We start from the raw sequence: 26,303 nt of genomic DNA, 5'->3' as shown, positions 1-26,303 counted from the left end.
CTTAGTGCGTGTCGTGCGCCTGGCCGAGATACACCAGCGTCAGCATCATGAAAATGAATGCCTGCAACAGAACAATCAGGATGTGGAAGATTGCCCAGACGCTACCCGCGATCACGTGACCAACGAAGCCGAGGAACGTTGCGTCGCCACCGAAGCTCCACATGCTGCCGAGCAGGGCGATCAACAGGAACAACAGCTCACCCGCGTACATGTTGCCGAACAGCCGCATACCGAGGGAGACGGTTTTCGCGAGATATTCGACGATGTTGAGCGCGAGGTTCGGGATCCACAGCAGCGGGTGGGCGCCAAACGGGGCCGACAGCAGCTCATGCACAAAGCCGCCCGCGCCCTTGATCTTGATGCTGTAGTAGATCATCAGGACGAACACGCCGAGCGCGATGCCGAGCGTGCCGTTCAGGTCGGCCGTCGGGACGATGCGATGGTGGGAAATCACGTCCGACAGACCGAGCAGGCCGATCACGCGGCCCGGCAGGTCGACCGGGAGGAAGTCGAGGGAGTTCATCAGCGCGACCCACACGAACACCGTGAGGGCGAGCGGAGCGATGAAGGTGCGATTGCCGTGGACGATGGCCTTCGACTGGTCTTCTACCATTTCGACGAGCATCTCGATCGCGCACTGGAAACGGCCCGGCACGCCCGACGTCGCCTTGCGGGCGGCCAGACGCAGCAGGAGGACCGTGACGACGCCGCATACGATCGACCAGAACAGCGTGTCGAGATTCCAGACGTGGATGTCGAAAATCGACGTCTGATGCGAGGTGGAGAAATTCTGCAAGTGGTGCGCAATGTACTCGGACGGATCCGGACCGCGCGTGCCTTCGCTAGCTGCCATATCGTTAATGCCACCCAAATTGTCGAAAATCGTTTTGCCTGTTCCGCAACACGCTATTGCGGGAACGGGCCGGTGCGGTTCGTTGTCGAAACCGCACGCTGCTTGTTGCTTACCGCCAGGCCAGCGCGATCCAGTACGTCTTCAGCACGACGAGGTACGTGACGAGGAACGGCACCCAGTGCACGCCGGACCAGCCGAACGCCACTGCTGCGAACATCCCGACCGTCAGGCCGAGCTTCAGGGCTTCGCCCATCACCCAGCTCATCACGGTGGCCGAACCACCTGCCTTCAGTCGTGCCACGAACAACGCACTTGGCACCCAGCCAATCGCTCCGCCCAGAAACGCGGATTGCGCAGCGGCGCCCGGCGACTTCGAAAACAGCCACCACGCCAGCGTTGCAACCAGGGACAAGACCACTTGCGCGATCACCACCTTGGAGGGGGTCACGCGCGAGGGCTTGCTCACGTCCGGACCGAACAGCCTCTCGGCTTCTGTCCGTGTGAGCGGAACGATGTTGTTATCTTGTTGCTCGGCATCCCAGTCATCGTCGGATTCGCGCCGCTCGCCGGCCGCCGAAGCGGTGCGTTGCGTGCGCTGATCGTCGTGCCTTTCGTCCGGCGCCTGACCCGCCATCGCAATCTTCCGCAAAATCCTTGAACCCGGCCCCAAGCTTTCTGAAAGCTTTCAGGGGTGCCTAGCTAACAAATCCGGGCGATTGTAAGCGATAGTTGCAAGTGATTCAAGGCTTTAGACGCGACAAAAACCTGCGTAAAACGACGCGTCATCATGTGGAAAAACACGCGATTCGACGACGTACGACGACAGTTGTAAGGTCGGTTTTTTGCACCGGTATTTCTTGCCCGAAAAATGTCCGGCGATGGTGGATGGCGTGGAAACGACGCCCGACGCGGGCTCGAACGGAGCGGCACGATCGCCGCCGAAAATTCGCTGTGAAGCAGTCGCCCGGAACGACTCGGCGCGACACCCCAGGACAAGCAGAACACTGTGGCCAGTCAGCGGCACCCGATGCACGAAATTCGAGAGGATGCCGGCGCGTCGAATCGTCCAATCAGTTGTCGCGCCGCCACAGGCGATTGACTGTGAATCGCAGCACTTATCAACAGCATCGCAACCACCGCAAACGCTGTGCCCCCTCCCCGCCGCTCGAACCTCACACCTGTGCCGCACGCATCCGCATCGCTCAACCGTGCACGAGCAGCGATGCGCCGAGTGCCGCGCTCACGAGCGCGAACGGAATCGAGACCAGGTGGAACGGCAGCCACATGCGCGGCTCCTTCGCGAGACGCACCGCGATCAGGTTCGCGAGCGAACCGATCGCGAAACCGAAGCCGCCGACCGATACGCCGAACGCGAGCGCGCGCCAGTCGTGCGTGAATTCCGACAGCAGGATCGCCGCCGGCACGTTGCTGATCCCCTGCGACAGTACGGCACCGGCCGCAAACACGCGCAGCGGCGAATCGAGATGCGCGCGCGCGATCGCGTCGTGCACGACGGGCAGCGCAGCCGCGCTGCGCAATACGACGAACATCAGCACGAAGATCAGCAGCAGCAGCCAGTCGATCTTCAGGACTGCGTCACGTTTTACGACGAACAGCACGATCGCGACAGCAACCAGACCCGGCAGCGGATGGTGCGCATCGGCGAGCAGCACGAATCCCGCGAACAGCACCGCCGCAATCAGTGCGTGCATGCGCTGCACCGGAAGTGCGACGACGTCTCCGGACAGGTCCAGCGGTTTCGCGCGAAACGCGCACGCGGTCAGCGCGAGCAGCAGCACCATCAACGCGATCGCGAGCGGCCCGAGCGTGACCACGAAGCGGCCGAACGACACGCCGCTCAATTGCCACAGGAAAAGATTCTGCGGATTGCCGAGCGGCGTCGCGACGGATCCCGCGTTGACGGCCAGCGCGACGACGATCACGAGCCGCCGGAACGGCAGCGGCGTCAGCGCACGCAGCGACACCATCAACGGCACGACGACGAACAGCGCGACGTCGTTGGTCAGCCACATCGACAGCACCGCCGCGAACACGACGAGCAGCATCGCGAGCCCGCGTTCGGAATGCACGTGATGCACGATGCGGTGCGCGAGCCACATCAGGCAGCCGGACAACTCGAGTGCCTTGGTCAGCATCAGCAGGCCCGCGAGCGTCGCGACCGTCTGCCAGTCGACGCGACCGGCGAGTACGGAAAATGGTTGCGGACGCACCCATTGCAGCACAATCAGGCCAAGCGCAAGCACCGACAATACAGGTTCCTGCGCAAGCCATCCGAGCCACCGGCGCGGCGCCGGTGCGCCCGTTTTCTCCATCGTCAGCCCGTTACTCTTCGGTCGCTACGTTGCCGCGCAGCCGCACGAGAATGCCCTCGAGTGCATCGAGGTTGCCGAAGTCGATCATCACCTGCCCTCGCCCGCGGCGGCCGAGCTTGATCTTCACCGTCGACGCGAGCAGGTCAGACAACTCATCCTCGAGACGGCGCGTGTCGCGGCCGCCGTCGTCCTTCGCGCGCGCCTTCACGGCCGGCACTTCCTTCGTCGTGTGCGCGACGAGCTTCTCGGTCTCGCGCACCGACATGCGCTTGTTGACGACCTGATGGGCGAGCGTGATCTGCGTGGCCGCGTCGACGGCGAGCAGCGCGCGCGCGTGCCCCATGTCGAGATCGCCGGCCAGCAGCATCGTCTGCACCGGCGATGCGAGGTTCAGCAGGCGCAGCAGGTTCGACACCGCGCTGCGCGAACGGCCGACCGATTCGGCCGCCTGTTCGTGCGTGAAACCGAACTCGTCGAGCAGGCGCTGGATGCCGTGCGCTTCTTCGAGCGGGTTCAGATCCTCGCGCTGGATGTTCTCGATCAGCGCCATCGCCGCGGCAGCCTGATCGGACACGTCCTTCACGAGCACCGGCACTTCGTCGAGGCCGGCCAGGCGCGCAGCGCGGAAACGCCGCTCGCCTGCGATGATCTCGTATTTGTCTGATGAAATGGGCCGTACCAGGATCGGCTGCATCACGCCCTGCGCGCGGATGCTTGCCGCGAGTTCCTGCAGGCTGCCTTCGTCCATCCGCGTTCGCGGCTGGTACTTGCCGGCCTGCAGCTTGCCGAGCGCGAGCGTGTTCGGTGCCCCTTCGATCTTCACCGCTTCGGTGATATCGGCACTGCCGCCGAGCAGCGCTTCGAGGCCACGTCCCAAGCCCTTCTTCTTTGGTACCGCGTTCATGTCTTTCTTCCTCGCTTCGCTCATGTCCGGATCACGACACCTCGAACGCGCGGACGCGTTCGATCATCTCGGCACCAAACTGGAGATACGCTTGCGCACCGCGCGAGCTGCGGTCGAACACGACGCCCGGCAGCCCGTAACTCGGCGCTTCCGCCAGGCGCACGTTGCGCGGAATCACCACGTCGAACACCTTGTCGCCGAAGTGCGCTTTCAGTTGATCGGAGACTTGCTGCTGCAGCGTGATGCGCGGATCGAACATCACGCGCAGCAAGCCGATGATCTTCAGGTCGCGGTTCATGTTCGCGTGAACCTGCTTGATCGTGTTGACGAGGTCCGACAACCCCTCCAGTGCGAAGTATTCGCACTGCATCGGGATCACGACGCCGTGCGCCGCGCACAGCCCGTTCAGCGTCAGCAGCGACAGCGTCGGCGGGCAATCGATCAGCACGAAATCGTAGTCGTCTGACACGTGCTCGAGCGCGGCCTTCAGCCGGCGCTCGCGGTTGTCGATGCTGATCAGTTCGATCTCGGCACCGGACAGCTCGCGGTTCGCGGGCAGCACGTCGTAGGTGACGCCGTCCGGACGCACGCGTGCATCGGTCACCGACACGCCGTCGACCAGCACCTCGTACACGGTCGATTCGCACGCGGCCTTGTCGATCCCGCTGCCCATCGTCGCGTTGCCCTGCGGGTCGAGATCGATCAGCAGGACTCGTTGCTCCTGCGCTGCAAGGCTTGCGGCGAGATTGACCGATGTCGTCGTCTTGCCGACGCCCCCCTTCTGGTTCGCAACGCAGAAGATCTTTGCCATCGTTGGTGTGTTCCCTTTACCTTCAAACAAACGGCGCGCTGCTGCGCGCCTTCAATTCGCCGCGTCGACGACCACTTCGATCAGATGCCGTTCGGCATCGAGCATCGGCACCGTCAGCCGCATCGTCTGCTTCACGCGACTGCCTTCCGGCAACCGTGCAATCTCGTCGTCCGGATGTACACCCTTCATTGCCCAGATCGATCCGCCCGGTGCGACCAGATGTCGAGCAAGTTTAACGAAGTCGGACAGATCAGCGAAGGCGCGGGATACGATCATGTCGAATTTTTCCGGCACCTCGACACCCGGCTGCAGCGATTCGACCCGCCCGGTGACCACCGACAGGTTCGCGAGCTTCAGCTCCGCGCGCATCTGCGTCTGGAATGCAGACTTCTTCTGCACGATATCGTTCAGCGTGACCTGCCAGTCCGGCTCGACGATCGCCAGCACGATACCGGGCAAGCCGCCGCCCGAGCCGACGTCGAGCACGCGAGCCGACGCACGGCCGCGCAGATGCGGGACGATCGAAAGCGAATCGAGGATGTGCTGAATCAGCATCTGCTTCGGGTCACGGATCGCGGTCAGGTTGTAGACCGCGTTCCACTTGCCGAGCAGCGCGACATAGTCGAGCAACTGGTTGCGTTGTGCATCCGTCAGCGTGAGGCCGAGTGCCGTCGTGCCATCGACGAGCATCCCTTCCAGTACGTCCCGATTAACCGCCGGCGCGCGACGCGCCGTCATTGTTGCGTCGGGACGGCGCCGTCCCCCTGCTCCGTTGCCTCTGCGGCAGTGCCATTACGACGGCCCAGGCCGCGGCGCTTCAGGTGCACCATCAGCAGCGAGATCGCCGCCGGCGTGACGCCCGAAATGCGCGATGCCTGCCCGATCGTTTCCGGCCGGAACTCGTTGAGCTTCTGGCTCACCTCGAACGACAGGCCGCGAACTTCGCGGTAATCGATACCGTCCGGCAGGCGCGTGTTCTCGTTCGCGTCGTTACGTTCGATCTCGGATGCCTGGCGCTCGATATAACCCTGATACTTGATGCCGATCTCGACCTGCTCCTTGATCTGTTCGAGCATCACCGGATCGTCGGCCAGCGGCTCCGCAGGGCCACATTCGCCACCCTTCAGGCCGCATACGCCGTCGTAACTGATACCCGGGCGGCGCAGCAACTCGGCGAGGCTGTATTCGTGATCGATCGCCTTGCCGAGCAGCGCGGTCGCCTCTTCCGACGGCAGCGTCTTCGGCGTGACCCACGTCGACTTCAGGCGTTCGGTTTCACGTGAAACAGCGTCGCGCTTCCGGCTGAATGCGTCCCAGCGCACGTCGTCGACGAGGCCCAGTTCGCGGCCGATCTCGGTCAGTCGCATATCGGCGTTGTCTTCACGCAGGCTCAGCCGATATTCGGCACGGCTCGTGAACATCCGGTACGGCTCGGCCACACCGCGCGTCACGAGATCGTCGACCAGCACGCCAAGGTATGCCTGGTCGCGGCGCGGGCACCATGCGTCCTTCTCCTGCACGTAGCGGCCCGCATTGAGGCCGGCCAGCAGGCCTTGCGCGGCGGCTTCTTCATAGCCGGTCGTGCCATTGATCTGGCCCGCAAAGAACAGCCCGTTGATCGCCTTCGTCTCGAGCGATGCCTTCAGCACGCGCGGGTCGAAGTAGTCGTACTCGATCGCGTAGCCGGGGCGCAGGATATGCGCGTTTTCGAGGCCGCGCATCGAATGCACGAGTTCGAGCTGGACATCGAACGGCAGGCTCGTCGAGATCCCGTTCGGGTAGAACTCGTTGGTCGTCAGCCCTTCCGGCTCGAGGAAGATCTGGTGCGATTCCTTCGATGCGAACCGGTGGATCTTGTCCTCGATCGACGGGCAATAACGCGGCCCGACGCCTTCGATCACGCCTGTATACATAGGCGAACGGTCGAGGCCACCGCGAATGATGTCGTGCGTGCGCTCGTTCGTATGCGTGACCCAGCACGGCAACTGCTGCGGATGCTGCTCCGCGCGGCCCAGGAACGAGAACACGGGGATCGGATCGAGGTCGCCCGGCTGCTCGTCCAGCTTCGAGAAGTCGATCGTACGGCCGTCGATACGCGGCGGCGTACCGGTCTTCAGGCGACCCTGCGGCAGCTTCAGCTCCTTCAGGCGCGACGACAGCGACACGGCCGCCGGATCGCCCGCGCGACCGCCCGTGTAGTTGTTCAGGCCGACGTGGATCTTGCCGTCGAGGAACGTCCCGGCCGTCAGCACGACTGCACGCGCACGGAAGCGGATGCCGATCTGCGTGACGGCGCCCACCACGCGGTCGCCTTCGACCATCAGGTCGTCGACGGCCTGCTGAAACAGCCACAGGTTCGGCTGGTTCTCGAGCCGGTGGCGAATCGCGGCCTTGTACAGGATGCGATCGGCCTGCGCACGCGTCGCACGCACAGCCGGGCCTTTCGACGAATTGAGGATCCGGAACTGAATACCGCTCTCGTCCGTCGCGGCGGCCATCGCGCCGCCCAGCGCGTCGACTTCCTTGACCAGATGGCCTTTGCCAATGCCGCCGATCGACGGATTGCAGCTCATCTGCCCGAGCGTTTCGATGTTGTGGGTCAGCAGCAGCGTCTTCGCGCCCATTCGGGCGGACGCCAGCGCGGCTTCCGTGCCGGCGTGACCGCCACCGACGACGATGACGTCAAATTCTGTGGGAAAAAGCATGGTGGATTCCGTACGCAGGCGTGCGCACGAACCTATCAGAGAAATGTATGGGCCGAATTATAGCGGGTTCGCTTTTCACCCGAAGGCCGTCCGAACGGTAGAGTCGGTTCATTTCGTCGTTTTTTCGGCTGCGGATGGATGAATCCGTGGCGTCGAGCCTGCTCCAGCAATGTTCCCGGCCGGATCGCCGCACATCGTTGTGTCTGTGCAAAAAATCGATCGCCAGGAAAGTGGCCTGCTGGGGACAGACCGGCATCGATTCCTGTGGCTGGCACGACAACCTCGACGCCACACCCTGTGCCCCCTCTCATCCTCACAGACTTTCCCATTGTTGGCCCGGCACTTATCCCCCGAGACCCAACACATCGTCAGCCTGTGCAGAGATCCGCGCACCAGGAAACCAATCTGTGGAGCAAGCCACGATCAACTGCCGAGCGCGACGAGCAATCATCACCCGTGCTGTGGACAGTTATCCTCCGCTGTCACACAGAACTTCCGACTATTCCCCAGACACTTATCCCCTGACCGCGAACCATCGGGCTATCGAGACATTGCTCCAACCCCACAAACAAAAACGGCGTGTTTCACGTGAAACACGCCGTCCGTTTCCCGCCGACCGCCCCAACTTTCAAGCCGTCTTCTTCGCCAACCCGAGGTAGGTTTCGATCACACGCGGATTCTGCGCAAGCTCGGCCGCCGGCCCTTCCAGGGCAAACTCGCCCGTCTCCAGCACATAACCGTAGTCGGAGATCTGTAACGCTGCCCGTGCGTTCTGCTCGATCAGCAGCGTCGCAACGCCGGTGCCGCGCAACGCACTGATGATATGAAAGATCTCCTTCACGATCAGCGGCGCGAGCCCAAGGCTCGGCTCGTCGAGCATCAGCAGGTCGGGCTTGCCCATCAGTGCGCGGCCGACTGCGAGCATCTGCCGCTCGCCGCCCGACAGTGTGCCGGCCGCCTGCTTGCGGCGCTCCTTCAGCCGCGGAAACAGCGCGAACACGTGATCGAGCTGGTCGAGGAAGTTCGATTCACCGGCCTGCTTGCGCCGGTACGCACCCAGCACGAGGTTGTCCTCGACCGTCATCGTGCTGAACAGCTCGCGCTTTTCCGGTACGAGGCACATCCCGCGCGCGACACGCTGCTCGATCGGCAACGCGCCGACGTCGTTGCCGCGATACACGACCGCGCCCGACGCATGCCCGGTTACCGGCAGCGCGCCCATGATCGCGTTCAGCAGCGTCGATTTGCCTGCCCCGTTCGGGCCGATCACGCTGACGATCTGCCCCGCACCGACCTTGATCGCCGCGCCGTGCAGCGCCTCCACCTTCCCGTACCGGACCGCCAGCCCGCGCACTTCGAGAATCGGCATCGTCGTGTCCGTCATCACTCCACCCCGCCCAGATACGCTTCGAGCACCGCCGGATCCTGCTGCACGTCCTGCGGCAGCCCTTCCGCGATCCGCGTGCCGAATTCCATCACCACCAGCCGGTCGGTGAGGTTCATCACGAAGTCCATGTCATGTTCCACGAGCAACACGCTCATGCCTTCCGCCTTCAGTCGCCGCAGCAGGTCGGCGAGTTGCTGCTTCTCCTGGTAGCGCAGCCCGGCGGCCGGCTCGTCGAGCAGCAGCAGCGTCGGGTCGCAGCACAGCGCGCGCGCGATTTCGAGAATCCGCTGCTGGCCGAGCGCGAGGCTGCCCGCTTCGTCGTACATGTGCTTTTCAAGCCCGACGCGGCGGATCTGCCGTGCGGCTTCGGCCAGCAACTGCGCTTCCTCGTGTGCATTGAGCCGCGCGATGCTGCGCCAGACACCCGTATGGCCGCGAAGATGCGCACCGATCGCGACGTTCTCGAGCACCGTCATCGCCGGCAGCAGCTTCACGTGCTGGAACGTGCGGCCGATGCCGCGGCGGACGATCTGGCGCGACGTGAGCCCGTCGATGCGCTCGCCTCGGAACGCGATCGTGCCGCCGGTCGGCTTCAGCACGCCCGTCACGAGGTTGAACGTGGTCGACTTGCCGGCCCCGTTCGGGCCGATCAGCCCGATGATCTGCCCCGCTTTCACGTCGAAGCTGACGTCGTTGACGGCCACGAGCCCGCCGAACTGCTTGCGTGCGTTGTCGACGACGAGCAGCGATTCGCCGGCCGCAGGCTTCGCGCGCTGCGGCAACGGCTCGGCGTGCTCGGGCACATGCGCGCGCGGCCCGCGCGGGAACAGCCTCGCGACGAACGGCCACACGCCCTGGCGCGCGTACTGCAACAGCAGCACCATCAGCACGCCGAACACGATGATCTCGAAGTTGCCTTCCGAACCGAGCAGCTTCGGCAGCAACGTCTGCAAGTAGTCCTGCAGCACCGTAAGGATCGCTGCGCCGAGCACCGCGCCCCACACGTGCGACACGCCGCCGACCACGGCCATGAACAGGAATTCGATCCCGTGGTTCAGGCCGAACGGGGTCGGGTTCACCGCGCGCTGCAGGTGCGCGTACAGGAAGCCCGACACGGCCGCGAGCACGGCCGCGTAGACGAAGATCACGACGCGCATCCACGCGGTGTTCACGCCCATCGCCTCGGCCATCACGCCGCCGCCGCGCAGCGCGCGGATCGCGCGACCCGGCCGGCTGTTCAGCAGGTTCTGCACCGACACGATCGCGGCCAGCACGACGGCCCAGATCAGCACATACAGGCTGCGACCGCTGTTGAGTTCGATGCCGAACAGGTTCAGCGCCGGAATCCCGTTGATCCCGTCGTACTTGCCGAGCAGTTCGAGGTTGCCGAACAGGTAGAACAGCGCGAGGCCCCACGCGATCGTGCCGAGCGGCAGGAAGTGCCCGGACAGTCGCATCGTGACCGCGCCGAGCACGAGCGCGACGAGTGCCGTCAGCACGACGCCGACGATCAGCGCGAGCCACGGCGACACGCCGTAGCGCGTCGTCAGGAACGCGGTTGCATACGCGCCGATGCCGACGAACGCGGCCTGCCCGAAGCTCGTCATCCCGCCGACGCCCGTCAGCAGCACGAGCCCGATCGCGACGATCGCATAGAGGCCGATGTAATTCAGCAGCGTGATCCAGTACTCCGGCACGTGCAGCGCGCCGGGCAGCACCGGCAGCGCGAACAGCACCACGAGAAACACCCAGAAGGTCTTGTTGCGTACCATCGTCTTCATCGCGTCACTCCTCTTCCTCTTCCGCATGCGGCGTCACGAAGCTCCGCCACAGCAGCACCGGAATGATCAGCGTGAACACGATCACCTCCTTGTATGCGCTCGCCCAGAACGACGAATACGATTCGAGCACGCCGACGAGCAGCGAGCCGGCGGCCGCGAGCGGATAGCTGACGAGCCCGCCGATGATCGCGCCGACGAAGCCCTTCAGGCCGATCAGGAAGCCCGAGTCGTAGTAGATCGTCGTCAGCGGGCCGACGAGGATCCCGGACAGCACACCGAGGCCCGCCGCGAACGTAAACGCGAGCCGCCCTGCTTCGGTCGTGCCGATGCCGACGAGCTGCGCGCCGAGCCGGTTCACCGACGTCGCGCGCAGCGCCTTGCCGGCGATCGTGCGGCCGAAATACACGTACAGCGCGCCGATCAGCACGAGCGCGGTGACGACGACCAGGATGCTCTGCACCGACACCGTCATGCTGCCGATCGACAGCGACGCATCCGAGAATCCGTTGGTGCGCGAGCCCTCCGCACCGAACATCACGAGCCCGAGGCCGACCATCGCGAAATGGACGGCGACCGACACGATCAGAAGCAGCAGCGTCGTGCCTTCGGCGATCGGCTGATACACGAGCCGGTAGACGAACGGCCCCATCGGCACGACGATCGCGAGCGTCAGCGCGATCTGCGCGAGCATCGGCATCGGCTGCGCGGCAAAACTGCGCGTGATCGCGAACACCGCGAGCGGCAGCAGGATGTAGCGGCTGCCGAGCGTCGCGAGCGTGCGGCCGAGCTGATGGCGGCGTTCGCGATGCCGGATCAGGCCGCCGACTTCGAGCAGGAAGCACGCGACGCCCATCACGAACAGCAGCCAGCAGGTGGCGGGAAATTTCTGCGCCTGCAACGCCGCAAGCGTCAGCGCACCGTAGGCGACGAATTCGCCCTGGGGAATGAAGATCACCCGCGTGACGGAAAACACCAGCACGAGCGCCAGCGACAGCAATGCATAAATGGCGCCGGTCGTGATGCCGTCTTGCGCGAGGATCGCCGCAATCGAGAGATCCATACGTGTCTTGTATCGAGAATGCTGCGGAGAAACGGCGACGGGAACGGCCGGGGCACACGGACGGCAAGATCGGAGCGTCAGGCGCCACCCGGCGGGCCCCGGTGGTTCCATGCGGCGCGGGCGCGGCCCGTCAGGTCCGGCGCCCTGCCGACGGCGGGTACGGCGCCGTTCGCGCCGCGCCCGCCGGTTTCACGTGATGCTTACTCGGCCTGCAATTTCCACTTGCCGTCGACGATCTGCACCATCACGCGCGCACGCGTATCGAAGCCGTTGTGATCGGTCGCCGTCATGTTGATCACGCCGTGCGACACGGGCAGGTCCTTCACGCTTTCGAGCGACGCGCGCAGCGCTTCGCGGAACGCCTCGGTGCCCGGCTGGCCCTTCTTCAGCGCGTCCGGAATCGCGCGCTGCAGCAGCAGCCCCGCATCCCATGCATGGCCGCCGAACGTCGCCAGCGAGCCCGCGCCGTAGGCCTTCTCGTACGCGGCCTTGTAGCCGAGCGCCGCCTTCTTCACCGGGTTCGAATCCGGGAGCTGGTCGGTCACGAGCACCGGGCCGGCCGGCAGGATCTCGCCTTCGCAATCCTTGCCGCACACGCGCAGGAAGTCGTTGTTCGCGACGCCGTGCGTCTGGTACACCTTGCCCTTGTAGCCGCGCTCCTTCAGCGTCTTGGCCGGCAGCGCCGCCGGCGTGCCGGAGCCGGCGATCAGCACCGCGTCGGGATTCGAGCCCAACAGCTTCAGCACCTGCCCCATCACCGATGCGTCGGTACGGTTGAAGCGCTCGTTCGACACGAGCTTCAGGCCGTTCTTCTCGGCCGCCGCGCTGAACGTCTTGTACCAGCTGTCGCCGTACGCATCGGCGAAGCCGATGAAGCCGACCGTCTTCACGCCGTGCTTCGCCATGTAGCCGGCGATCGCGTCGGCCATCAGCTGGTCGTTCTGCGGCACCTTGAACATCCACGCCCGCTTCGCGTCCATCGGCGCGATGATCTGCGCGCTCGCCGCGAGCGAAATCGTCGGCGTCTTGCCCTGCGACACGGGGTCGAGCATCGCGAGCGAGTTCGGCGTGACGGACGAGCCGATGATCGCGTCGACGTGGTCTTCGTCGATCAGCTTGCGCACGTTCTGCACCGCGCGGCTCGTGTCGGATGCGTCGTCGAGCACGATGTACTGCACGCTCTTGCCCGCGATTTCCTTCGGCAGCAATGCGATCGTGTTCTTTTCCGGAATCCCGAGCGAGGCGGCCGGCCCGGTGGCCGACAGCGTCACGCCGATCTTCACCTGCGCCGACGCCGTAGCCGCCGCGCACACGAGGCCCACGGCAAGCACGGCCTCCATCCATCGATTCATCTTCATTTACGTTGTCTCCAAACGCTGCTCGAAAAATCCGCGGGTCGCTCGGGCGGCTCCCGTTCCCCAAACAAGTTAATAATTTAACTATCTCGTCTTGCCGCGCCTACGCTCGTTTTCCCGTGAAACGCCGCCAGCGCGGCAGGATCCCGACGGTGCGGCGCATGCGCATGCAACGCGGCCGATACGCTCGTTCGACCGCCACGATGCGCAGCAGCAATGTCGTCAGGATGAAGAAGGCGAAGAAATGCGGGATCGTGCGGGCGATCGATGCGTGCGCAACGATCGCCGGAAAGTGCGCCGACCTGGCTCGGCCCGGCCCCGCGCGCCGGCGGCACAAGATCGGAAAAGCGGCGGTTCATGCGGAGACGGGTGCGAGCGCAACGACCGGCGAAGGCACCGTGCCGGCAACCCGTGCCTGAACGCGCGTACCGGCCGCAGGACGGCTCGGGAAGGCCGGGAAGTACGAATGCGCGTCCAATGACGCACGAGCGGCGCCAGCCGCCCTTCCTGCCCCGATCCATCGTCCTGCGCTGCTCATCCAACCGTACTCCCTCTTCTGCATTCTGCTTGTAGGAGAACTGCCGACCGATTTTCCCGACCGCGCGGTCGGCGAAAGCCAAGTGTAACGGACGCATTTCGCGCACGCCAACCGGGTAAGCCCGGACAGCCTGCACAGCGCAGCGCGCCGTCAGCGAACGAATGGCGGGAAAGAGAAACAGAAAAACGGGGGACGCGGCGAAGCGCGGAAGGAGCGCAGTGCGAACGCAAGCGCGGGATACGGCAATTGCGCAGGCCGATGCACCATCGGTGGATATCCGTGCACGCAAATGAAAAAGCGCTGTTGGATTCCGTCCAACAGCGCTTTGGGGTCCGGGCACTTTGTGCCTCGATTGTCTCCTCGTTCTCCACCTGCAAATTCGTTTCGCGGTGCATCAGAACTGAAACGAATCTTAAAGAGGCTTAAGCACCACGGCAACTTAGCATTTACCCCTATGGTGCATCGCCGCACGAAAATGGGGCACCTGCCTGCCGCGCGGCGCCGGCCCGAGCCCGCTGCGACGCCCTTCCGGAGCGCGCCGGATGGTGCTTCGCATCAACGTGCACGCGACGCGCGCGGCACGCGCTCACGACGCCCTGAGCGGCTTGATCCGCGCGACCATCTCGCCGACGATGCCGCGCCGGAACGCGAGCACGCACGCGATGAAGATCAGCCCGGTGACGATCGTCGCCGATTCGCCGAGCGAATGGAACCACGCGACGCCCGTCGTCGACGCGAGCCATTCGCCGATGTCGCCGAGCCGGTCTTCCAACGCGACGATCAGCGCCGCACCCAGCAGCGGCCCGAACAGCGTGCCCATCCCGCCGACGAGCGTCATCAGCACGACGAGGCCCGACATCGTCCAGTACGCATCGGAGAGCGTCTCGAAGCCGAGCACGAGCACCTTCAGCGAGCCGGCCAGCCCCGCGAGCCCGGCCGACAGGATGAACGCGAGCAGCTTGAAACGGTCGGTGTCGTAGCCGAGCGAGATCGCGCGCGCCTCGTTCTCCTTGATCGCGACGAGCACCTGGCCGAACGGCGAATGGACGACCCGCACGATGAACGCGCACGCGGCGACGACCACCGCCAGCACGACGTAGTACAGCGCAACGTCGTTCGACAGGTCGAGCAGCCCGAACAGGTGGCCGCGCGGCACGCCCTGCAGGCCGTCCTCGCCGTGCGTGAACGGCGCCTGCAGGTAGATGAAGTAGACCATCTGCGCGAACGCGAGCGTGATCATCGCGAAGTAGATGCCCTGCCGACGGATCGCGAACAGCCCGACGACGAGCCCGAGCAGCGTCGCGGCGACGGTGCCGACGAGCACGCCGAGCTCCGGCGTGAAACCGAGCGTCTGTATCGAATAGCCGGTCGCGTAGCCGGCGGTCGCGAGGAACATCGCATGGCCGAACGACAGCAGCCCCGTATAGCCGATCAGCAGGTTGAACGCGGCCGCGAACAGCGCGAACGTGAGCACCTTCATCACGAACACCGGATACGCGCCGATGAACGGCGCGGCGAGCAGCAGCGCGAGCAGCACGCCGTAAAGCACTTTTCTCTGCATCATTTTTCCTTGCCGAACAGGCCCGCCGGGCGGAACAGCAGCACGATCGCCATGATCACGAACACGACGGTGGCCGACGCTTCCGGGTAGAACACGCGCGTGAAGCCCTCGATCACGCCGAGCATCAGGCCCGTGACGATCGAGCCGAGGATCGAGCCCATCCCGCCGATCACGACCACCGCGAACACGGTGATGATCATCGGCTGGCCCATCAGCGGCGACACCTGGATCACCGGCGCGGCCAGCACGCCCGCGAACGCGGCGAGCGCGACGCCGAAGCCGTAGGTGAGCGTGATCATCATCGGCACGTTCACGCCGAACGCCTCGACGAGCTTCGGGTTCTCGGTGCCCGCGCGCAGGTACGCGCCGAGGCGCGTCTTCTCGATCACGAACCACGTCGCGAGACACACCGCGAGCGACGCGACGACGACCCACGCACGGTAGTTCGGCAGGAACATGAAGCCGAGGTTGGTGGCGCCGGAAAGCTGCGACGGCACGTCGTACGGCTGGCCGGACGATCCGTAGATCGACCGGAACACGCCTTCGACGACCAGCGTGAGGCCGAACGTGAGCAGCAGCCCGTACAGGTGATCGAGCTTGTACAGCCAGCGCAGCATCGAGCGCTCGATCGCAATCCCGAACGCGCCGACGACCAGCGGCGCCAGCACGAGCATCGCCCAGTACGGCAGCCCGAAATACGACAGGCCCATCCACGCGAGCATCGCACCCAGCATGAACAGCGCGCCGTGCGCGAAGTTGATCACGTTGAGCAGCCCGAAGATCACCGCGAGCCCGAGGCTCAGGATCGCGTAGAACGAGCCGTTGACGAGCCCGAGCAGCAACTGGCTCAGCATCGCCGGCAACGGAATGCCAAAGATTTCCATCGACTTAGCCGTCAGAATGAGTTTCGTTGCGCGCGCAACCTTCATGCATTGCGCACGCGGGCGGCGCAGCGGGCACATCGCCGCAGCCGCCACTGCGCGGCGCGCCCGCGCGCGCCGCTACGTTTCGCTTACTTCCACAGCGCGCAGCGCGTCTCCTGCTTGGTCCCGAACGCCTGCTCGCCCGGAATCGTCGCGAGCACCTTGTAGTAGTCCCACGGCTCCTTCGATTCCGACGGCTTCTTCACTTCCATCAGGTACATGTCGTGGATCATGCTGCCGTCCGTGCGGATGTAGCCCTTCGCGTAGAAGTCGTTGACCTTGATCTTCTTCAGCTCGGCCATCACCTTGTCGGAGTCGGTCGTGCCGGCAGCCTGGACGGCCTTCAGGTAGGTCGTCACCGACGAGTAGTCGGCCGCCTGCAGGCTCGACGGCATCTTCTTCATCTTGCCGAAGTAGCGCTGCGCCCACTGGCGCGAGGCCGCATCGCGGTTCCAGTACCAGCTGTCGGTCAGCACGAGGCCCTGCGTCGTCTCGAGGCCGAGGCTATGCACGTCGTCGATGAACATCAGCAGCGCGGCGAGCTTCATCGTCTTCGTGATGCCGAACTCCTTCGCGGCCTTGATCGAGTTGATCGTGTCGCCGCCGGCGTTCGCGAGACCGAGGATCTGCGCCTTCGACGATTGCGCCTGCAGCAGGAACGACGAGAAATCCGACGCGGACAGCGGGTGGCGCACCGTACCGAGCACCTGCCCGCCGTTCGCCTTCACGACATCCGACGTGTTCTTCTCGAGCGCCTTGCCGAACGCGTAGTCGGCCGTCAGGAAGAACCACGACTTGCCGCCCTGCTTCACCACCGCCGAACCGGTGCCCTTCGCGAGCGCCATCGTGTCGTATGCGTAGTGGACCGTGTACGGCGTGCACTGCTCGTTGGTCAGCGTGTCGGCGCCCGCGCCGATGTTGATGTAGACCTTCTTCTTCTCGGCCGCGACCTGGTTCATCGACAGCGCGGTGGCCGAGTTCGTGCCGCCGACCAGCAGGTCGAGCCCGCCGCGGTCCATCCACTCGCGCGCCTTCGATGCAGCGATGTCGGCCTTGTTCTGGTGATCGGCATAGACGACCTCGATCGGCTTGCCGAGCACCTTGCCGCCGAAGTCGGCGACCGCCATGCGGATCGCCTCGAGGCCGCCCTGCCCGTCGATGTCCGCGTAAAGCCCCGACATGTCGGTGATGAAGCCGATCTTCACGGTATCCGCGGCATGCGCGGCGCCGGCAGTGAACGCGGCGGTCGCGAGCGCGAGACAGGCGTGTGCGAGGGTCTTCATTTTCATTGACGTCTCCTGTTGTTCTGATGCGTTGTGGTTATTCGAGGCCGCCACGGCTAGCGGCAAAGGAAACGGGGCGGCGTCACACCCCGAGCAGGTCGTGCAGCGTCGGCATCTTGCTTTCCAGTTCGGCCGCGCGGAAATGCTCGACGATGCGGCCGTGCTCCATCACGTAGAAGCGGTCGGCAAGCGGCGCGGCAAAGCGGAAATTCTGTTCGACCATCACGATCGTGTAGCCGCGCGCCTTCAGCGCGACGATCATCCGCGCGAGCGTCTGCACGATCACCGGTGCGAGGCCTTCGGAAATCTCGTCGAGCAGCAGCAGGTTCGCGCCGGTGCGCAGGATCCGCGCAACCGCGAGCATCTGCTGCTCGCCGCCGGACAACCGCGTGCCCTGGCTCTGCCGGCGCGACGCGAGGTTCGGGAACATCGCGTAGATCTCGTCGAGCGACATCGCGTGCTCGCGCGGCCCGATCGGCGGCGGCAGCATCAGGTTCTCCTCGCACGACAGGCTCGAGAAGATCCCGCGCTCCTCCGGGCAGTAGCCGATGCCGAAATGCGCGATGCGATGCGTCGCGAGGCCGATCGTCTCGTTGCCCGCGACCTTGATCGACCCGTTGCGGCGGCCCGTGAGGCCCATGATCGCGCGCAGCGTCGTCGTGCGGCCCGCGCCGTTGCGGCCGAGCAGCGTGACGACCTCGCCGCGATGCACTGTCAGGTCGACGCCGTGCAATATGTGGGATTCCCCGTACCAGGCCTCCAGGCCCGTGATCTCCAGCGCGGGCGTACCGCTCTCGACGCCGCTCAATTCGCGTTCCTCCCGTTCGCTGTGCTTCATGCGTGCGCCCCCGCGAGCGCCGCGTCGGCACTGCCCATGTAGGCCTCGATGACGAGCGGATTCTTCGACACTTCCGCGTAAGAGCCTTCGGCCAGCACCTCGCCGCGTTGCAGGACGGTGATCGTGTCGGAGATGCCCGCGATCACGTTCATGTTGTGCTCGACCATCAGGATCGTGCGGCCGCTCGCGACCTTCTTGATCAGCGCGGTCACGCGGTCGACGTCCTCGTGGCCCATCCCCTGCGTGGGCTCGTCGAGCAGCATCAGTTCGGGTTCCATCGCGAGCGTCGTCGCGATCTCGAGCGCGCGCTTGCGACCGTATGCCAGCTCGACGGTCGGCACTTGCGCGAAATCGGTGAGCCCGACCTGCGTGAGGAGATCCATCGCGCGATCGTCGAGCCGCTTCAGCGTGCTTTCGCTGCGCCAGAAATGGAATTCGGTGCCGAGCGCGCGCTGCAGGCCGATGCGCACGTTCTGCAGCGCGGTCAGGTGCGGGAACACGGCCGAGATCTGGAACGAGCGGATGATGCCGCGCCGCGCGACCTGCGCGGGCCGCTCGTCGGTGATGTCGATCCCGTTGAACACGATCTGGCCGGCCGTCGGTGTCAGGAACTTGGTGAGGAGGTTGAAGCAGGTGGTCTTGCCCGCGCCGTTCGGCCCGATCAGCGCATGAATCGCGCCGCGACGCACACGCAGGTTGACGCCGTTCACGGCGGTGAAACCCCTGAATTCCTTCGTCAGTCCGCGTGTTTCCAGAATCGTGTCGCCGAGAATCATGTTCCCTTCCGTACGAAGTCAGGCGAAGCACCGGGATGCGAGGTGCAAGCGACCGCGAACAGGTCAGCGGATCAGCCGGCTGCCCCCGGGCGCCGTGGTACGCCTCGAGGGTGGTCTCCCGCGCCGACGCGTATGCACATTGCGCAACATTGTCGCGCCGTTGGTGCAGTGCAATCATCGGGATTTGCACTTATAGGGCTGGCCGCCATGCCGCATGCGGCTATGCATGGTTTTGCGCCACGTTTTTTTGACACGTGCATCATCGCCGGTTGACCGCCCGCATGGCCCGGCACACACGCAACAAAAAAGCCGCGCGAATGCGTGGCTTGCATCGATCTTGCCGTTCGAACCGCGACAACCGGCATGGTCGTGACAACGACAGCTTGTTTCGCATATCGAATCAGCGGGCGCCACTATGACGGCCCGCTGTCGCGCGTGTCAGCGTTCCGTCACGCGGCCGTCACCGTGGCCTCCGTTCGCACCGGCGTCGCATCGCGTGCCGCGCGGCGATCGGCACGGATCATGTCGCTCGCGCGCTCGGCGATCATCAGCGTCGGCGAATTGGTGTTGCCCGACGTAATGAACGGCATCACCGATGCATCGACGATCCGCAGCCCGGCGATGCCGCGCACGCGCAGCCGGCTGTCGACAACCGCGCGCTCGTCATCGGCACGCCCCATCCGGCAGGTGCCGACCGGATGGAAGATCGTCGTGCCGACGGCGCCGGCCGCGTCGATCAGTTCGGCCTCGGTCCGATACTGCACGCCCGGCAGGATTTCCTCGGGACGATAGCGCGCAAGCGCCGGCGCGGACGCGATCCGGCGCGTGAGGCGCAGCGCGTTCGCGGCGACATGGCGATCGTGGTCGGTCGACAGATAGTTCGGCGCGATCGCGGGCGCGATGCCCGGATCGGCGCTCGTGACATGCACGCTGCCGCGCGACGTCGGCCGCAGATGGCAGACGGACGCAGTGAACGCGTTGAAGCTGTGCAGCGGCTCGCCGAAGCGTTCGAGCGACAGCGGCTGCACGTGGTATTCGAGATCGGGGCGCGTGAGCGCGGGATCGTCGGGATCGGATTTCGCGAATGCGCCGAGCTGCGACGGCGCCATCGACATCGGCCCGCGCTGCAGCAACGCATATTCGGCGCCGATCATCAGCTTGCCCCACCAGTGCGCGGACAGCGTGTTGAGCGTGCGCACGCCTTCGACGCGAAACGCCATCCGCAATTGCAGGTGATCCTGCAGGTTTTCGCCGACGCCCGGCAGATCCTGCACGACGTCGATGCCGAGCGCCTGCAGCCGATGGCCGTCGCCGACGCCCGACAGTTCGAGCAGTTGCGGCGAATTCACGGCGCCGGACGTCAGCAGCACTTCCGCCCGCGCCCGCGCGACATAATCGGTGCCGCCGCCGTGATACTCGACGCCGACCGCGCGTCGCCCGTCGAAGATCACGCGCTGCGCGTACGCGCCGGTGATCACGGTCAGGTTCGGGCGCGCCATTGCGGGCCGCAGGAACGCCTTCGACGTATTCCAGCGTATGCCGCGCTTCTGGTTCACCTCGAAATAGCCGACCCCGGAATTGTCGCCACGATTGAAATCGTCGGTCGCCGGGATGCCCGTCTGCTGCGCGGCCTGCGCGAACGATTCGAGGATTTCCCAGCGCAGCCGCTGTTTCTCGACGCGCCAGTAGCCGCCCGCGCCGTGCGCGTCGCTCGCGCCCGCATGGTGATCCTCGCTGCGCTTGAAGATCGGCAGTACGCTGTCCCACGACCAGCCCGCATCGCCGGTTTCCTGCGCCCAGCTGTCGTAATCCTCGCGCTGGCCGCGCATGTAGATCATCCCGTTGATCGACGAGCAGCCGCCGAGCACGCGGCCGCGCGGATACGACAGCGCGCGGCCGTTGAGCGCCGGTTCCGGCTGCGTCTTGTACAGCCAGTCGGTGCGCGGGTTGCCGATGCAATACAGATAGCCGACCGGGATATGGATCCAGTGATAGTCGTCCTTGCCGCCCGCTTCGAGCAGCAGTACGCGGATGTCGGGATCCTCGGTCAGGCGGTTCGCGAGCACGCAGCCCGCGGTGCCCGCGCCGACGATCACGTAATCGAATTCGCCTTCGAGCGTGCGTTGAGTACTCACTGTGTGTCTCCAGTCGAGCCTGGTTAGCGCGTCAGCGCTTCCTCCGGCCCATCGAAATCTCGTTGTTGTGTGCCGCGCGTCATTTCCAGCATAGTGCGTCGCGGGCCGCGCTTGTGGCCCCGCGCGACGCGACCGATGAAGCGTACTCCGGCTGCCGGCCGCCGATCCAATGAGTTATGCTGAACTGCGTTATAAGCAGCGCTCATATCACGACGATGGATCTCACCCTGCTCCGCGCGTTCGCGACGGTCGCGCGCGAAGGCAACCTGACGCGCGCCGCCGCGCAACTGCACCTGACGCAGCCGGCCGTCAGCCTGCAGATCAAGCATCTGCAGGAAACGCTCGGCGTTGCGCTGTTCACGCGCACGTCGCGCGGGCTCGCGCTCACGCGCGACGGCCAGACGCTGCTGCCGCATGCGGAACGCGCGCTCGCGGCGGCCGCCGACGTGCAGCGCGCCGCTGCTGCGCTGCGGCACGAGGTGCGCGGCCGGCTGCGGATCGGCACGATCCTCGATCCGGGCTTCCTGCGGCTCGGCGGCTTCCTGCGCGCACTGGTCGAGACCCATCCGCAGATCGAGACGGCGTTGCGGCACGGGATGTCGGGCTGGGTGATCGACCAGGTGCGCACGCAGACGCTCGACGTCGGCTACTACATCGGCCAGCCGGGCGAGGACGATCCGCTCGACGGCGCGCTGTTCCACACCGTCACGCTCACGCATTTCCAGTACCGCGTGCTCGCGCCGGCCGGCTGGAAAGAGCGCGTGCAGCGCGCGCACGACTGGCGCGCGCTCGCCGCGCTGCCGTGGATCTGGACGCCGCCGGCGTCCGCGCATCACCGGCTGCTGTCGCGGCGGTTCGCGCAAGCCGGCGCGCAGCCCGTGAAGGTCGCCGAGGTCGACCAGGAGCAGTCGATGCTCGACCTCGTCAAATCGGGTATCGGATTGACGCTCGCGCGCGACTCGACCGCGCTGGCCGAAGCGCACGCGCATGCGCTGACGATCGTCGAGCGCGTGACGGTGCCGACCGAACTGACGTTCGTGACGCTCGCCGAACGGCGCGACGAGCCGGCGATCGCGGCTGCGCTGCGGCTGATCGAAGCCCAGTGGGCGATATGAGCGGTGCCGGTGAAAGCGCGGCTGCTACGCGCCGCACGCCATCGTCGCGCGCAACACGCGGCATCTCGCCACGCCCCCCGCCCCTCGTCACGCCACCGTCCCCGCCTTTTTGCTAGATTGTGCGTTCGCACACCGCGAGATCCCTCTTGAAGGAGACCCGCATGGCCCGCAACATCGAGATCAAAGCCCGCGCCCGCGAATTCGACCGGCTGCGCGAACGCGCGGCGACGCTCGCGACCGAAGCGCCGCTGTTCTACCGCCAGCAGGATTTCTTCTACGACGTGCCGCGCGGCCGGCTGAAGCTGCGCCGCTTCGAGGACGGCACGCCGGCCGAACTGATCTTCTACCAGCGCGACGACCGCGACGGCCCGAAGGCGTCGTACTACACGCGCAGCCCGGTGACGAATCCCGACGCGATGCATGCGCTGCTCGCGACCGCGCTGACGACGCGCGGGATCGTGACGAAGGAGCGGCACGTGTACCTCGCCGGCCGCACGCGCATCCACCTCGACCGCGTCGACGGCCTCGGCGACTTCATCGAACTGGAAGTCGTGCTCGGCCCCGACGACGACGAAGCCGGCGGCGAAGCCGAAGCGCACGACGTGTTCACGAAGCTCGGCGTATCGCAGGACGATCTCGTCGCGGTCGCATACGTCGACCTGCTGAACGCCGACACGCAACACGAAGCCGTCTGATCCGGCCCCGCCGCCAGCGGTACGCGCCGCCTGGGCCTGTTCCCGCTAATGACGAGCGTGCGCTGGCCCTGCACGCCGCGTCACGCGGCGCCGGGCGCCAGGTGCGCGAGCGGCAGCGCGCCGTTGCGCTTGAAGGTCGTCAGCACGATGTTCGAGCGCACGCTGTCGACGCCCGGCACGCGCATCAGCTTCTTCATCACGAACTGCGACAGCGCGTTCAGGTCGGGCGCGACGATCCGCAGCAGGTAGTCGGCATCACCCACCACCGCATGGCATTCGAGCACTTCGGGCAGCACGTCGATCTGCTGCTGGAACTGCTCGATGATCGAATCGCCGTGGTGCTTGAGCTTCAGGCTCGTGAACGCGGTGACGCCGAGCCCGAGCTTTTCGGGTCGCAGCATCACGCGATAGCCTTCGATCACGCCGGCCGCTTCGAGCCGCTGCAGCCGCCGGCCGATCTGCGACGGCGACAGCGGCACCTCCTCGCCGAGCTGCTGATGCGTCGCGCGACCGAAGCGCTGCAACACGTCCAGCAGCGCGAGATCGAAGTGATCGAGTTCCAGCATGAGCATTCTCCGCATTGATCTGTGATTTGATGCGCAATTATCGCATCAACAAGCAAATCAACGCCAACTTTGCGCCCATTCCGCGCGCAGGCCGCTCTACACTTGCATGGTTCCAACCACAGCGTTCAGAGCCTGATCATGTCCACCGTCGTCACCGCGAAACTGCAGGAGCAGTTCGACGCGGGCCTCGAAACCCGCGCAGATTTCACCATCGACCAGCCGCTCGAGCGCTACGGCCAGGTCGACCATGCGGTGTGGAAGCAGCTCTATGCGCGCCAGTCGGTACTGCTGCGCGGGCGCGCCTGCGACGCGTTCGTCGCGGGGCTCGGCAAGATCGACCTGCCCGCCGACCGCGTGCCGTCGTTCGCCGACGTGAATCGCCAGTTGAAGCCCGCGACGGGCTGGGAGATCGTCGCGGTGCCGGGCCTCGTGCCCGACCGTGTGTTCTTCGAGCATCTCGCGAACCGGCGTTTTCCGGTCACCTGGTGGATGCGCCGCCCCGACCAGCTCGACTACCTGCAGGAACCCGACTGCTTCCACGACCTGTTCGGCCATGTGCCGCTGCTGATCGACCCGGTGTTCGCCGACTACATGCAGGCGTACGGCCGCACCGCGCTCGCGGTCGCCGACGACGAAGCGGCGCTTGCGCGGCTCGCTCGCCTCTACTGGTATACAGTCGAATTCGGGCTGATCCGCGACCCGCGCGGCACGAACGGGCTGTCGATCTACGGCGCCGGGATCGTGTCGAGCAAGGGCGAAAGCCTGTATAGCCTCGAAAGCGCGGCGCCGAACCGGCTCGGCTTCGATCTCGAACGCGTGATGCGCACGAAGTACCGGATCGACACGTTCCAGAAGACCTACTTCGTGATCGACGATTTCGCGCAGCTGTTCGCGCTCGCCGACGTCGACGGCCGCGCGCTGGCCGACCGGCTCGCGGCGCTGCCCGAATTTGCTGCCGGCGCGGTGCTCGATAGCGATCGCGTGCTGCATCGCGGCACGGGCGAAGGCTGGCCCGACGACGCCGACGCGTAACGCGCCAACGCGCGCCGGATGGCGGATGGCGGATGGCGGATGGCCGTCCCCGGATGCCCGTCGCCGGATGGCCGGCCCTCAACTATGAAACAATGACCGGTGCCGGCTGCACCGCGCGGCGCAGCCGCGCGCGGGCACCGTTACCGAACGAGAGGTGCAAGATGATCCACAAGCTCACATCAGAAGAACGCAAGACCCGGCTCGAAGGCCTGCCGCTCTGGACAGCCATGCCGGGCCGCGACGCGATCCAGCGCAGCCTGCGCTTCGCCGATTTCAACGAAGCCTTCGGTTTCATGACGCGCGTCGCGATCAAGGCGCAGGAAATGAACCACCATCCGGAATGGTTCAACGTGTACAACCGCGTCGACATCACGCTGTCGACCCACGACGCCGACGGCCTGACCGAACGCGACATCGAACTCGCGCTGTTCATCGACCGCGTCGGCGCGCACGCGAAACCCGCCGCCTGAGCCCTTCCTCTACCGCCGCGCATCTTTCGATGCGCGGCGCGTCAACTTTTCATTTCGATGAACGTTTTCTAGGATGTAGTCAGCGAAAGCCTTCAGCTTTCCAAGCCATCCTTAAGGCGCACGTAAGTCTCGTATGCTTTCCGTGCCTTGGGGTCCAAACCTTCCAGTTGCAGCGCGCTTCCGCGCTGTACAATCAGCAGCGCATACGGCTTGGAGAGCGCGCTGGCCTCTTCGCAGAGTTTGAGTTCGTCGCCGCTCGACGGCGAGCGGGCGCGCCAGAAATTGATCGCGGCTTCAAGGTCGTTGATCGAAATATCGGACATGATTGGATTTAATCGTTCGCTGGCCGCCATGCTTGATGTCACGCGATGCGGCGCCCCTGTGGAAACGGCTTCGTGCTGTCCGCGTGCCTGAACCGCCAACCCATTGTACTTGAGCGAACTTCATGCGACTCCTTCTGATCGAAGACGACCGCCCCATCGCACGCGGTATCCAGAGCAGCCTCGAGCAGGCTGGCTTCACCGTCGACATGGTGCATGACGGCATTTTTGCCGAACAGGCGCTGGCACAAAACCGCCACGAACTCGTGATCCTCGACCTCGGCCTGCCGGGCATCGACGGGATGACGCTGCTCACGCGCTTCCGCCAGACCAACCGCCACACGCCCGTCATCGTGCTGACCGCACGCGACGAGCTGAACGACCGGATCCAGGGCCTGAACTCGGGCGCCGACGACTACATGCTCAAGCCGTTCGAGCCGGCCGAGCTCGAAGCGCGCATCCGCGCGGTGATGCGCCGCAGCGGCCCGCACAGCGACATGCCGCGTCCGGAAGTGTCGCTCGGCGGCGTCCGCCTGTCGGGCGTCGACCGCCGCATCTTCAACGACGACAAGCCGCTCGAACTGTCGCCGCGCGAGTTCGCGGTGCTCGAGATGCTGCTGCTGCGTCACGGCCGCGTCGTCAGCAAGGCCCAGTTGCAGGATCACCTCACGCACTTCGGCGGCGATCTCGGCGACACCGCGATCGAAGTCTATGTGCACCGCGTGCGCAAGAAACTCGAGCAGTGCCGTGTCGAAATCGTCACGGTGCGCGGTTTCGGCTACCTGCTGCAGGAAATCCGCCAGACGGCGAGCGTCTGAGCGGCGCCCGCCGGCCGGCCGCGTGCCGCCGGCGTGTGCGCCCT

General features: G+C 65.4%; 24 protein-coding genes. 5 read left to right on the top strand and 19 right to left on the bottom strand.

All coding sequences use genetic code 11. The features are described from left to right. Position 1: 1 nt before the first annotated feature. The 17 genes from atpB to LXM88_RS05565 form a co-directional block, all read right to left on the bottom strand. Entirely contained in the window at positions 2-853 is an 852-nt protein-coding gene (gene atpB / locus LXM88_RS05645) for a F0F1 ATP synthase subunit A (protein WP_047899456.1), read from the bottom strand. 109 nt (positions 854-962) lie between these two features. Then, a complete protein-coding gene (locus LXM88_RS05640) occupies positions 963-1,487 on the bottom strand; it encodes an ATP synthase subunit I (protein WP_262539379.1) in 525 nt (174 codons plus the stop codon). A 568-nt stretch (positions 1,488-2,055) separates the two neighbouring features. Beyond that, positions 2,056-3,186 (bottom strand): SLC13 family permease, encoded by a 1,131-nt coding sequence (locus LXM88_RS05635; protein ID WP_262539378.1) that lies wholly within the window; start codon positions 3,184-3,186, stop codon positions 2,056-2,058. A 10-nt stretch (positions 3,187-3,196) separates the two neighbouring features. Continuing rightward, entirely contained in the window at positions 3,197-4,090 is an 894-nt protein-coding gene (locus tag LXM88_RS05630; RefSeq protein WP_262539376.1) for a ParB/RepB/Spo0J family partition protein, read from the bottom strand. 31 nt (positions 4,091-4,121) lie between these two features. Beyond that, positions 4,122-4,901, bottom strand: a complete 780-nt coding sequence (locus LXM88_RS05625; RefSeq protein ID WP_262539375.1) for a ParA family protein — start codon at positions 4,899-4,901, stop codon at positions 4,122-4,124. 51 nt (positions 4,902-4,952) lie between these two features. Then, positions 4,953-5,639 (bottom strand): 16S rRNA (guanine(527)-N(7))-methyltransferase RsmG, encoded by a 687-nt coding sequence (gene rsmG / locus LXM88_RS05620; RefSeq protein ID WP_262539373.1) that lies wholly within the window; start codon positions 5,637-5,639, stop codon positions 4,953-4,955. Further along, complete coding sequence (mnmG, locus tag LXM88_RS05615) at positions 5,636-7,606, bottom strand: tRNA uridine-5-carboxymethylaminomethyl(34) synthesis enzyme MnmG (protein ID WP_262539371.1); 1,971 nt, start codon at positions 7,604-7,606, stop codon at positions 5,636-5,638. Before mnmG ends, rsmG begins: the two co-directional genes overlap by 4 nt. A gap of 628 nt (positions 7,607-8,234) precedes the next feature. Then, positions 8,235-8,990: an ABC transporter ATP-binding protein gene (locus LXM88_RS05610; protein WP_262539369.1), complete on the bottom strand. Its 756-nt coding sequence runs from the start codon at positions 8,988-8,990 to the stop codon at positions 8,235-8,237. Continuing rightward, the gene (locus tag LXM88_RS05605; protein WP_262539368.1) at positions 8,990-10,774 is read right to left on the bottom strand and encodes a branched-chain amino acid ABC transporter ATP-binding protein/permease; all 1,785 of its coding nucleotides are present in this window, start codon (positions 10,772-10,774) and stop codon (positions 8,990-8,992) included. Before LXM88_RS05605 ends, LXM88_RS05610 begins: the two co-directional genes overlap by 1 nt. A gap of 4 nt (positions 10,775-10,778) precedes the next feature. Further along, entirely contained in the window at positions 10,779-11,834 is a 1,056-nt protein-coding gene (locus LXM88_RS05600) for a branched-chain amino acid ABC transporter permease (RefSeq protein WP_174380335.1), read from the bottom strand. Positions 11,835-12,034: 200 nt separating this feature from the next. Further along, positions 12,035-13,192 carry an ABC transporter substrate-binding protein gene (locus LXM88_RS05595; protein ID WP_174380334.1) on the bottom strand — a complete coding sequence of 386 codons (1,158 nt, stop codon included), beginning with the start codon at positions 13,190-13,192 and terminating at the stop codon, positions 12,035-12,037. 1,121 nt (positions 13,193-14,313) lie between these two features. Then, positions 14,314-15,288 (bottom strand): branched-chain amino acid ABC transporter permease, encoded by a 975-nt coding sequence (locus tag LXM88_RS05590; protein WP_262539365.1) that lies wholly within the window; start codon positions 15,286-15,288, stop codon positions 14,314-14,316. Continuing rightward, positions 15,288-16,172 carry a branched-chain amino acid ABC transporter permease gene (locus LXM88_RS05585; protein WP_262539363.1) on the bottom strand — a complete coding sequence of 295 codons (885 nt, stop codon included), beginning with the start codon at positions 16,170-16,172 and terminating at the stop codon, positions 15,288-15,290. The genes LXM88_RS05590 and LXM88_RS05585 overlap by 1 nt, the downstream gene beginning before the upstream one ends. A 128-nt stretch (positions 16,173-16,300) precedes the next feature. After that, positions 16,301-17,500 (bottom strand): ABC transporter substrate-binding protein, encoded by a 1,200-nt coding sequence (locus LXM88_RS05580; RefSeq protein WP_262539362.1) that lies wholly within the window; start codon positions 17,498-17,500, stop codon positions 16,301-16,303. A 76-nt stretch (positions 17,501-17,576) separates the two neighbouring features. After that, positions 17,577-18,332: an ABC transporter ATP-binding protein gene (locus LXM88_RS05575; protein WP_047899444.1), complete on the bottom strand. Its 756-nt coding sequence runs from the start codon at positions 18,330-18,332 to the stop codon at positions 17,577-17,579. After that, positions 18,329-19,108, bottom strand: coding sequence for an ABC transporter ATP-binding protein (locus LXM88_RS05570; RefSeq protein WP_085041272.1), 780 nt, complete (start codon positions 19,106-19,108; stop codon positions 18,329-18,331). Before LXM88_RS05570 ends, LXM88_RS05575 begins: the two co-directional genes overlap by 4 nt. A 449-nt stretch (positions 19,109-19,557) precedes the next feature. Next, positions 19,558-21,243: a GMC family oxidoreductase gene (locus tag LXM88_RS05565; protein WP_262539360.1), complete on the bottom strand. Its 1,686-nt coding sequence runs from the start codon at positions 21,241-21,243 to the stop codon at positions 19,558-19,560. A gap of 215 nt (positions 21,244-21,458) precedes the next feature. On the opposite strand from LXM88_RS05565, the gene LXM88_RS05560 reads away from it, so the two are divergent. Beyond that, positions 21,459-22,358, top strand: coding sequence for a LysR family transcriptional regulator (locus LXM88_RS05560; RefSeq protein ID WP_262539359.1), 900 nt, complete (start codon positions 21,459-21,461; stop codon positions 22,356-22,358). Positions 22,359-22,519: 161 nt separating this feature from the next. Beyond that, on the top strand, positions 22,520-23,053 hold the full coding sequence (locus tag LXM88_RS05555) for a class IV adenylate cyclase (RefSeq protein WP_262539358.1): 534 nt from the start codon (positions 22,520-22,522) through the stop codon (positions 23,051-23,053). Positions 23,054-23,133: 80 nt separating this feature from the next. On the opposite strand, the gene LXM88_RS05550 is transcribed toward LXM88_RS05555, so the two are convergent. Next, the gene (locus LXM88_RS05550; RefSeq protein ID WP_006408082.1) at positions 23,134-23,619 is read right to left on the bottom strand and encodes an Lrp/AsnC family transcriptional regulator; all 486 of its coding nucleotides are present in this window, start codon (positions 23,617-23,619) and stop codon (positions 23,134-23,136) included. A 138-nt stretch (positions 23,620-23,757) separates the two neighbouring features. On the opposite strand from LXM88_RS05550, the gene phhA reads away from it, so the two are divergent. Further along, positions 23,758-24,651, top strand: coding sequence for a phenylalanine 4-monooxygenase (phhA, locus tag LXM88_RS05545; protein ID WP_262539356.1), 894 nt, complete (start codon positions 23,758-23,760; stop codon positions 24,649-24,651). A gap of 161 nt (positions 24,652-24,812) precedes the next feature. Continuing rightward, positions 24,813-25,121, top strand: a complete 309-nt coding sequence (locus tag LXM88_RS05540; protein WP_262539355.1) for a 4a-hydroxytetrahydrobiopterin dehydratase — start codon at positions 24,813-24,815, stop codon at positions 25,119-25,121. Positions 25,122-25,213: 92 nt separating this feature from the next. On the opposite strand, the gene LXM88_RS05535 is transcribed toward LXM88_RS05540, so the two are convergent. Continuing rightward, positions 25,214-25,444: a DUF3717 domain-containing protein gene (locus LXM88_RS05535; protein ID WP_047899440.1), complete on the bottom strand. Its 231-nt coding sequence runs from the start codon at positions 25,442-25,444 to the stop codon at positions 25,214-25,216. Positions 25,445-25,566: 122 nt separating this feature from the next. Here LXM88_RS05535 and LXM88_RS05530 point away from each other — a divergent pair, with 122 nt between their 5' ends. After that, positions 25,567-26,259 carry a response regulator gene (locus LXM88_RS05530; RefSeq protein ID WP_006401494.1) on the top strand — a complete coding sequence of 231 codons (693 nt, stop codon included), beginning with the start codon at positions 25,567-25,569 and terminating at the stop codon, positions 26,257-26,259. Positions 26,260-26,303: the final 44 nt, after the last annotated feature.

It is taken from the genome of Burkholderia sp. S-53 (assembly GCF_025560745.1).
Lineage (GTDB): Bacteria > Pseudomonadota > Gammaproteobacteria > Burkholderiales > Burkholderiaceae > Burkholderia > Burkholderia pyrrocinia.
The sequence above is the reverse complement of the archived record's forward strand: the minus strand, read 5'-3'. Positions and strand labels throughout refer to the sequence as shown.

Coding starts and splice junctions, on each gene's coding strand:
- atpB (WP_047899456.1), bottom strand. CDS start 853: ATGGCAGCTAGCGAAGGCACGCGCGGTCCGGATCCGTCCGAGTACATT.
- LXM88_RS05640 (WP_262539379.1), bottom strand. CDS start 1,487: ATGGCGGGTCAGGCGCCGGACGAAAGGCACGACGATCAGCGCACGCAA.
- LXM88_RS05635 (WP_262539378.1), bottom strand. CDS start 3,186: ATGGAGAAAACGGGCGCACCGGCGCCGCGCCGGTGGCTCGGATGGCTT.
- LXM88_RS05630 (WP_262539376.1), bottom strand. CDS start 4,090: ATGAACGCGGTACCAAAGAAGAAGGGCTTGGGACGTGGCCTCGAAGCG.
- LXM88_RS05625 (WP_262539375.1), bottom strand. CDS start 4,901: ATGGCAAAGATCTTCTGCGTTGCGAACCAGAAGGGGGGCGTCGGCAAG.
- rsmG (WP_262539373.1), bottom strand. CDS start 5,639: ATGACGGCGCGTCGCGCGCCGGCGGTTAATCGGGACGTACTGGAAGGG.
- mnmG (WP_262539371.1), bottom strand. CDS start 7,606: ATGCTTTTTCCCACAGAATTTGACGTCATCGTCGTCGGTGGCGGTCAC.
- LXM88_RS05610 (WP_262539369.1), bottom strand. CDS start 8,990: ATGACGGACACGACGATGCCGATTCTCGAAGTGCGCGGGCTGGCGGTC.
- LXM88_RS05605 (WP_262539368.1), bottom strand. CDS start 10,774: ATGAAGACGATGGTACGCAACAAGACCTTCTGGGTGTTTCTCGTGGTG.
- LXM88_RS05600 (WP_174380335.1), bottom strand. CDS start 11,834: ATGGATCTCTCGATTGCGGCGATCCTCGCGCAAGACGGCATCACGACC.
- LXM88_RS05595 (WP_174380334.1), bottom strand. CDS start 13,192: ATGAAGATGAATCGATGGATGGAGGCCGTGCTTGCCGTGGGCCTCGTG.
- LXM88_RS05590 (WP_262539365.1), bottom strand. CDS start 15,288: ATGCAGAGAAAAGTGCTTTACGGCGTGCTGCTCGCGCTGCTGCTCGCC.
- LXM88_RS05585 (WP_262539363.1), bottom strand. CDS start 16,172: ATGGAAATCTTTGGCATTCCGTTGCCGGCGATGCTGAGCCAGTTGCTG.
- LXM88_RS05580 (WP_262539362.1), bottom strand. CDS start 17,500: ATGAAAATGAAGACCCTCGCACACGCCTGTCTCGCGCTCGCGACCGCC.
- LXM88_RS05575 (WP_047899444.1), bottom strand. CDS start 18,332: ATGAAGCACAGCGAACGGGAGGAACGCGAATTGAGCGGCGTCGAGAGC.
- LXM88_RS05570 (WP_085041272.1), bottom strand. CDS start 19,108: ATGATTCTCGGCGACACGATTCTGGAAACACGCGGACTGACGAAGGAA.
- LXM88_RS05560 (WP_262539359.1), top strand. CDS start 21,459: ATGGATCTCACCCTGCTCCGCGCGTTCGCGACGGTCGCGCGCGAAGGC.
- LXM88_RS05555 (WP_262539358.1), top strand. CDS start 22,520: ATGGCCCGCAACATCGAGATCAAAGCCCGCGCCCGCGAATTCGACCGG.
- LXM88_RS05550 (WP_006408082.1), bottom strand. CDS start 23,619: ATGCTGGAACTCGATCACTTCGATCTCGCGCTGCTGGACGTGTTGCAG.
- phhA (WP_262539356.1), top strand. CDS start 23,758: ATGTCCACCGTCGTCACCGCGAAACTGCAGGAGCAGTTCGACGCGGGC.
- LXM88_RS05540 (WP_262539355.1), top strand. CDS start 24,813: ATGATCCACAAGCTCACATCAGAAGAACGCAAGACCCGGCTCGAAGGC.
- LXM88_RS05535 (WP_047899440.1), bottom strand. CDS start 25,444: ATGTCCGATATTTCGATCAACGACCTTGAAGCCGCGATCAATTTCTGG.
- LXM88_RS05530 (WP_006401494.1), top strand. CDS start 25,567: ATGCGACTCCTTCTGATCGAAGACGACCGCCCCATCGCACGCGGTATC.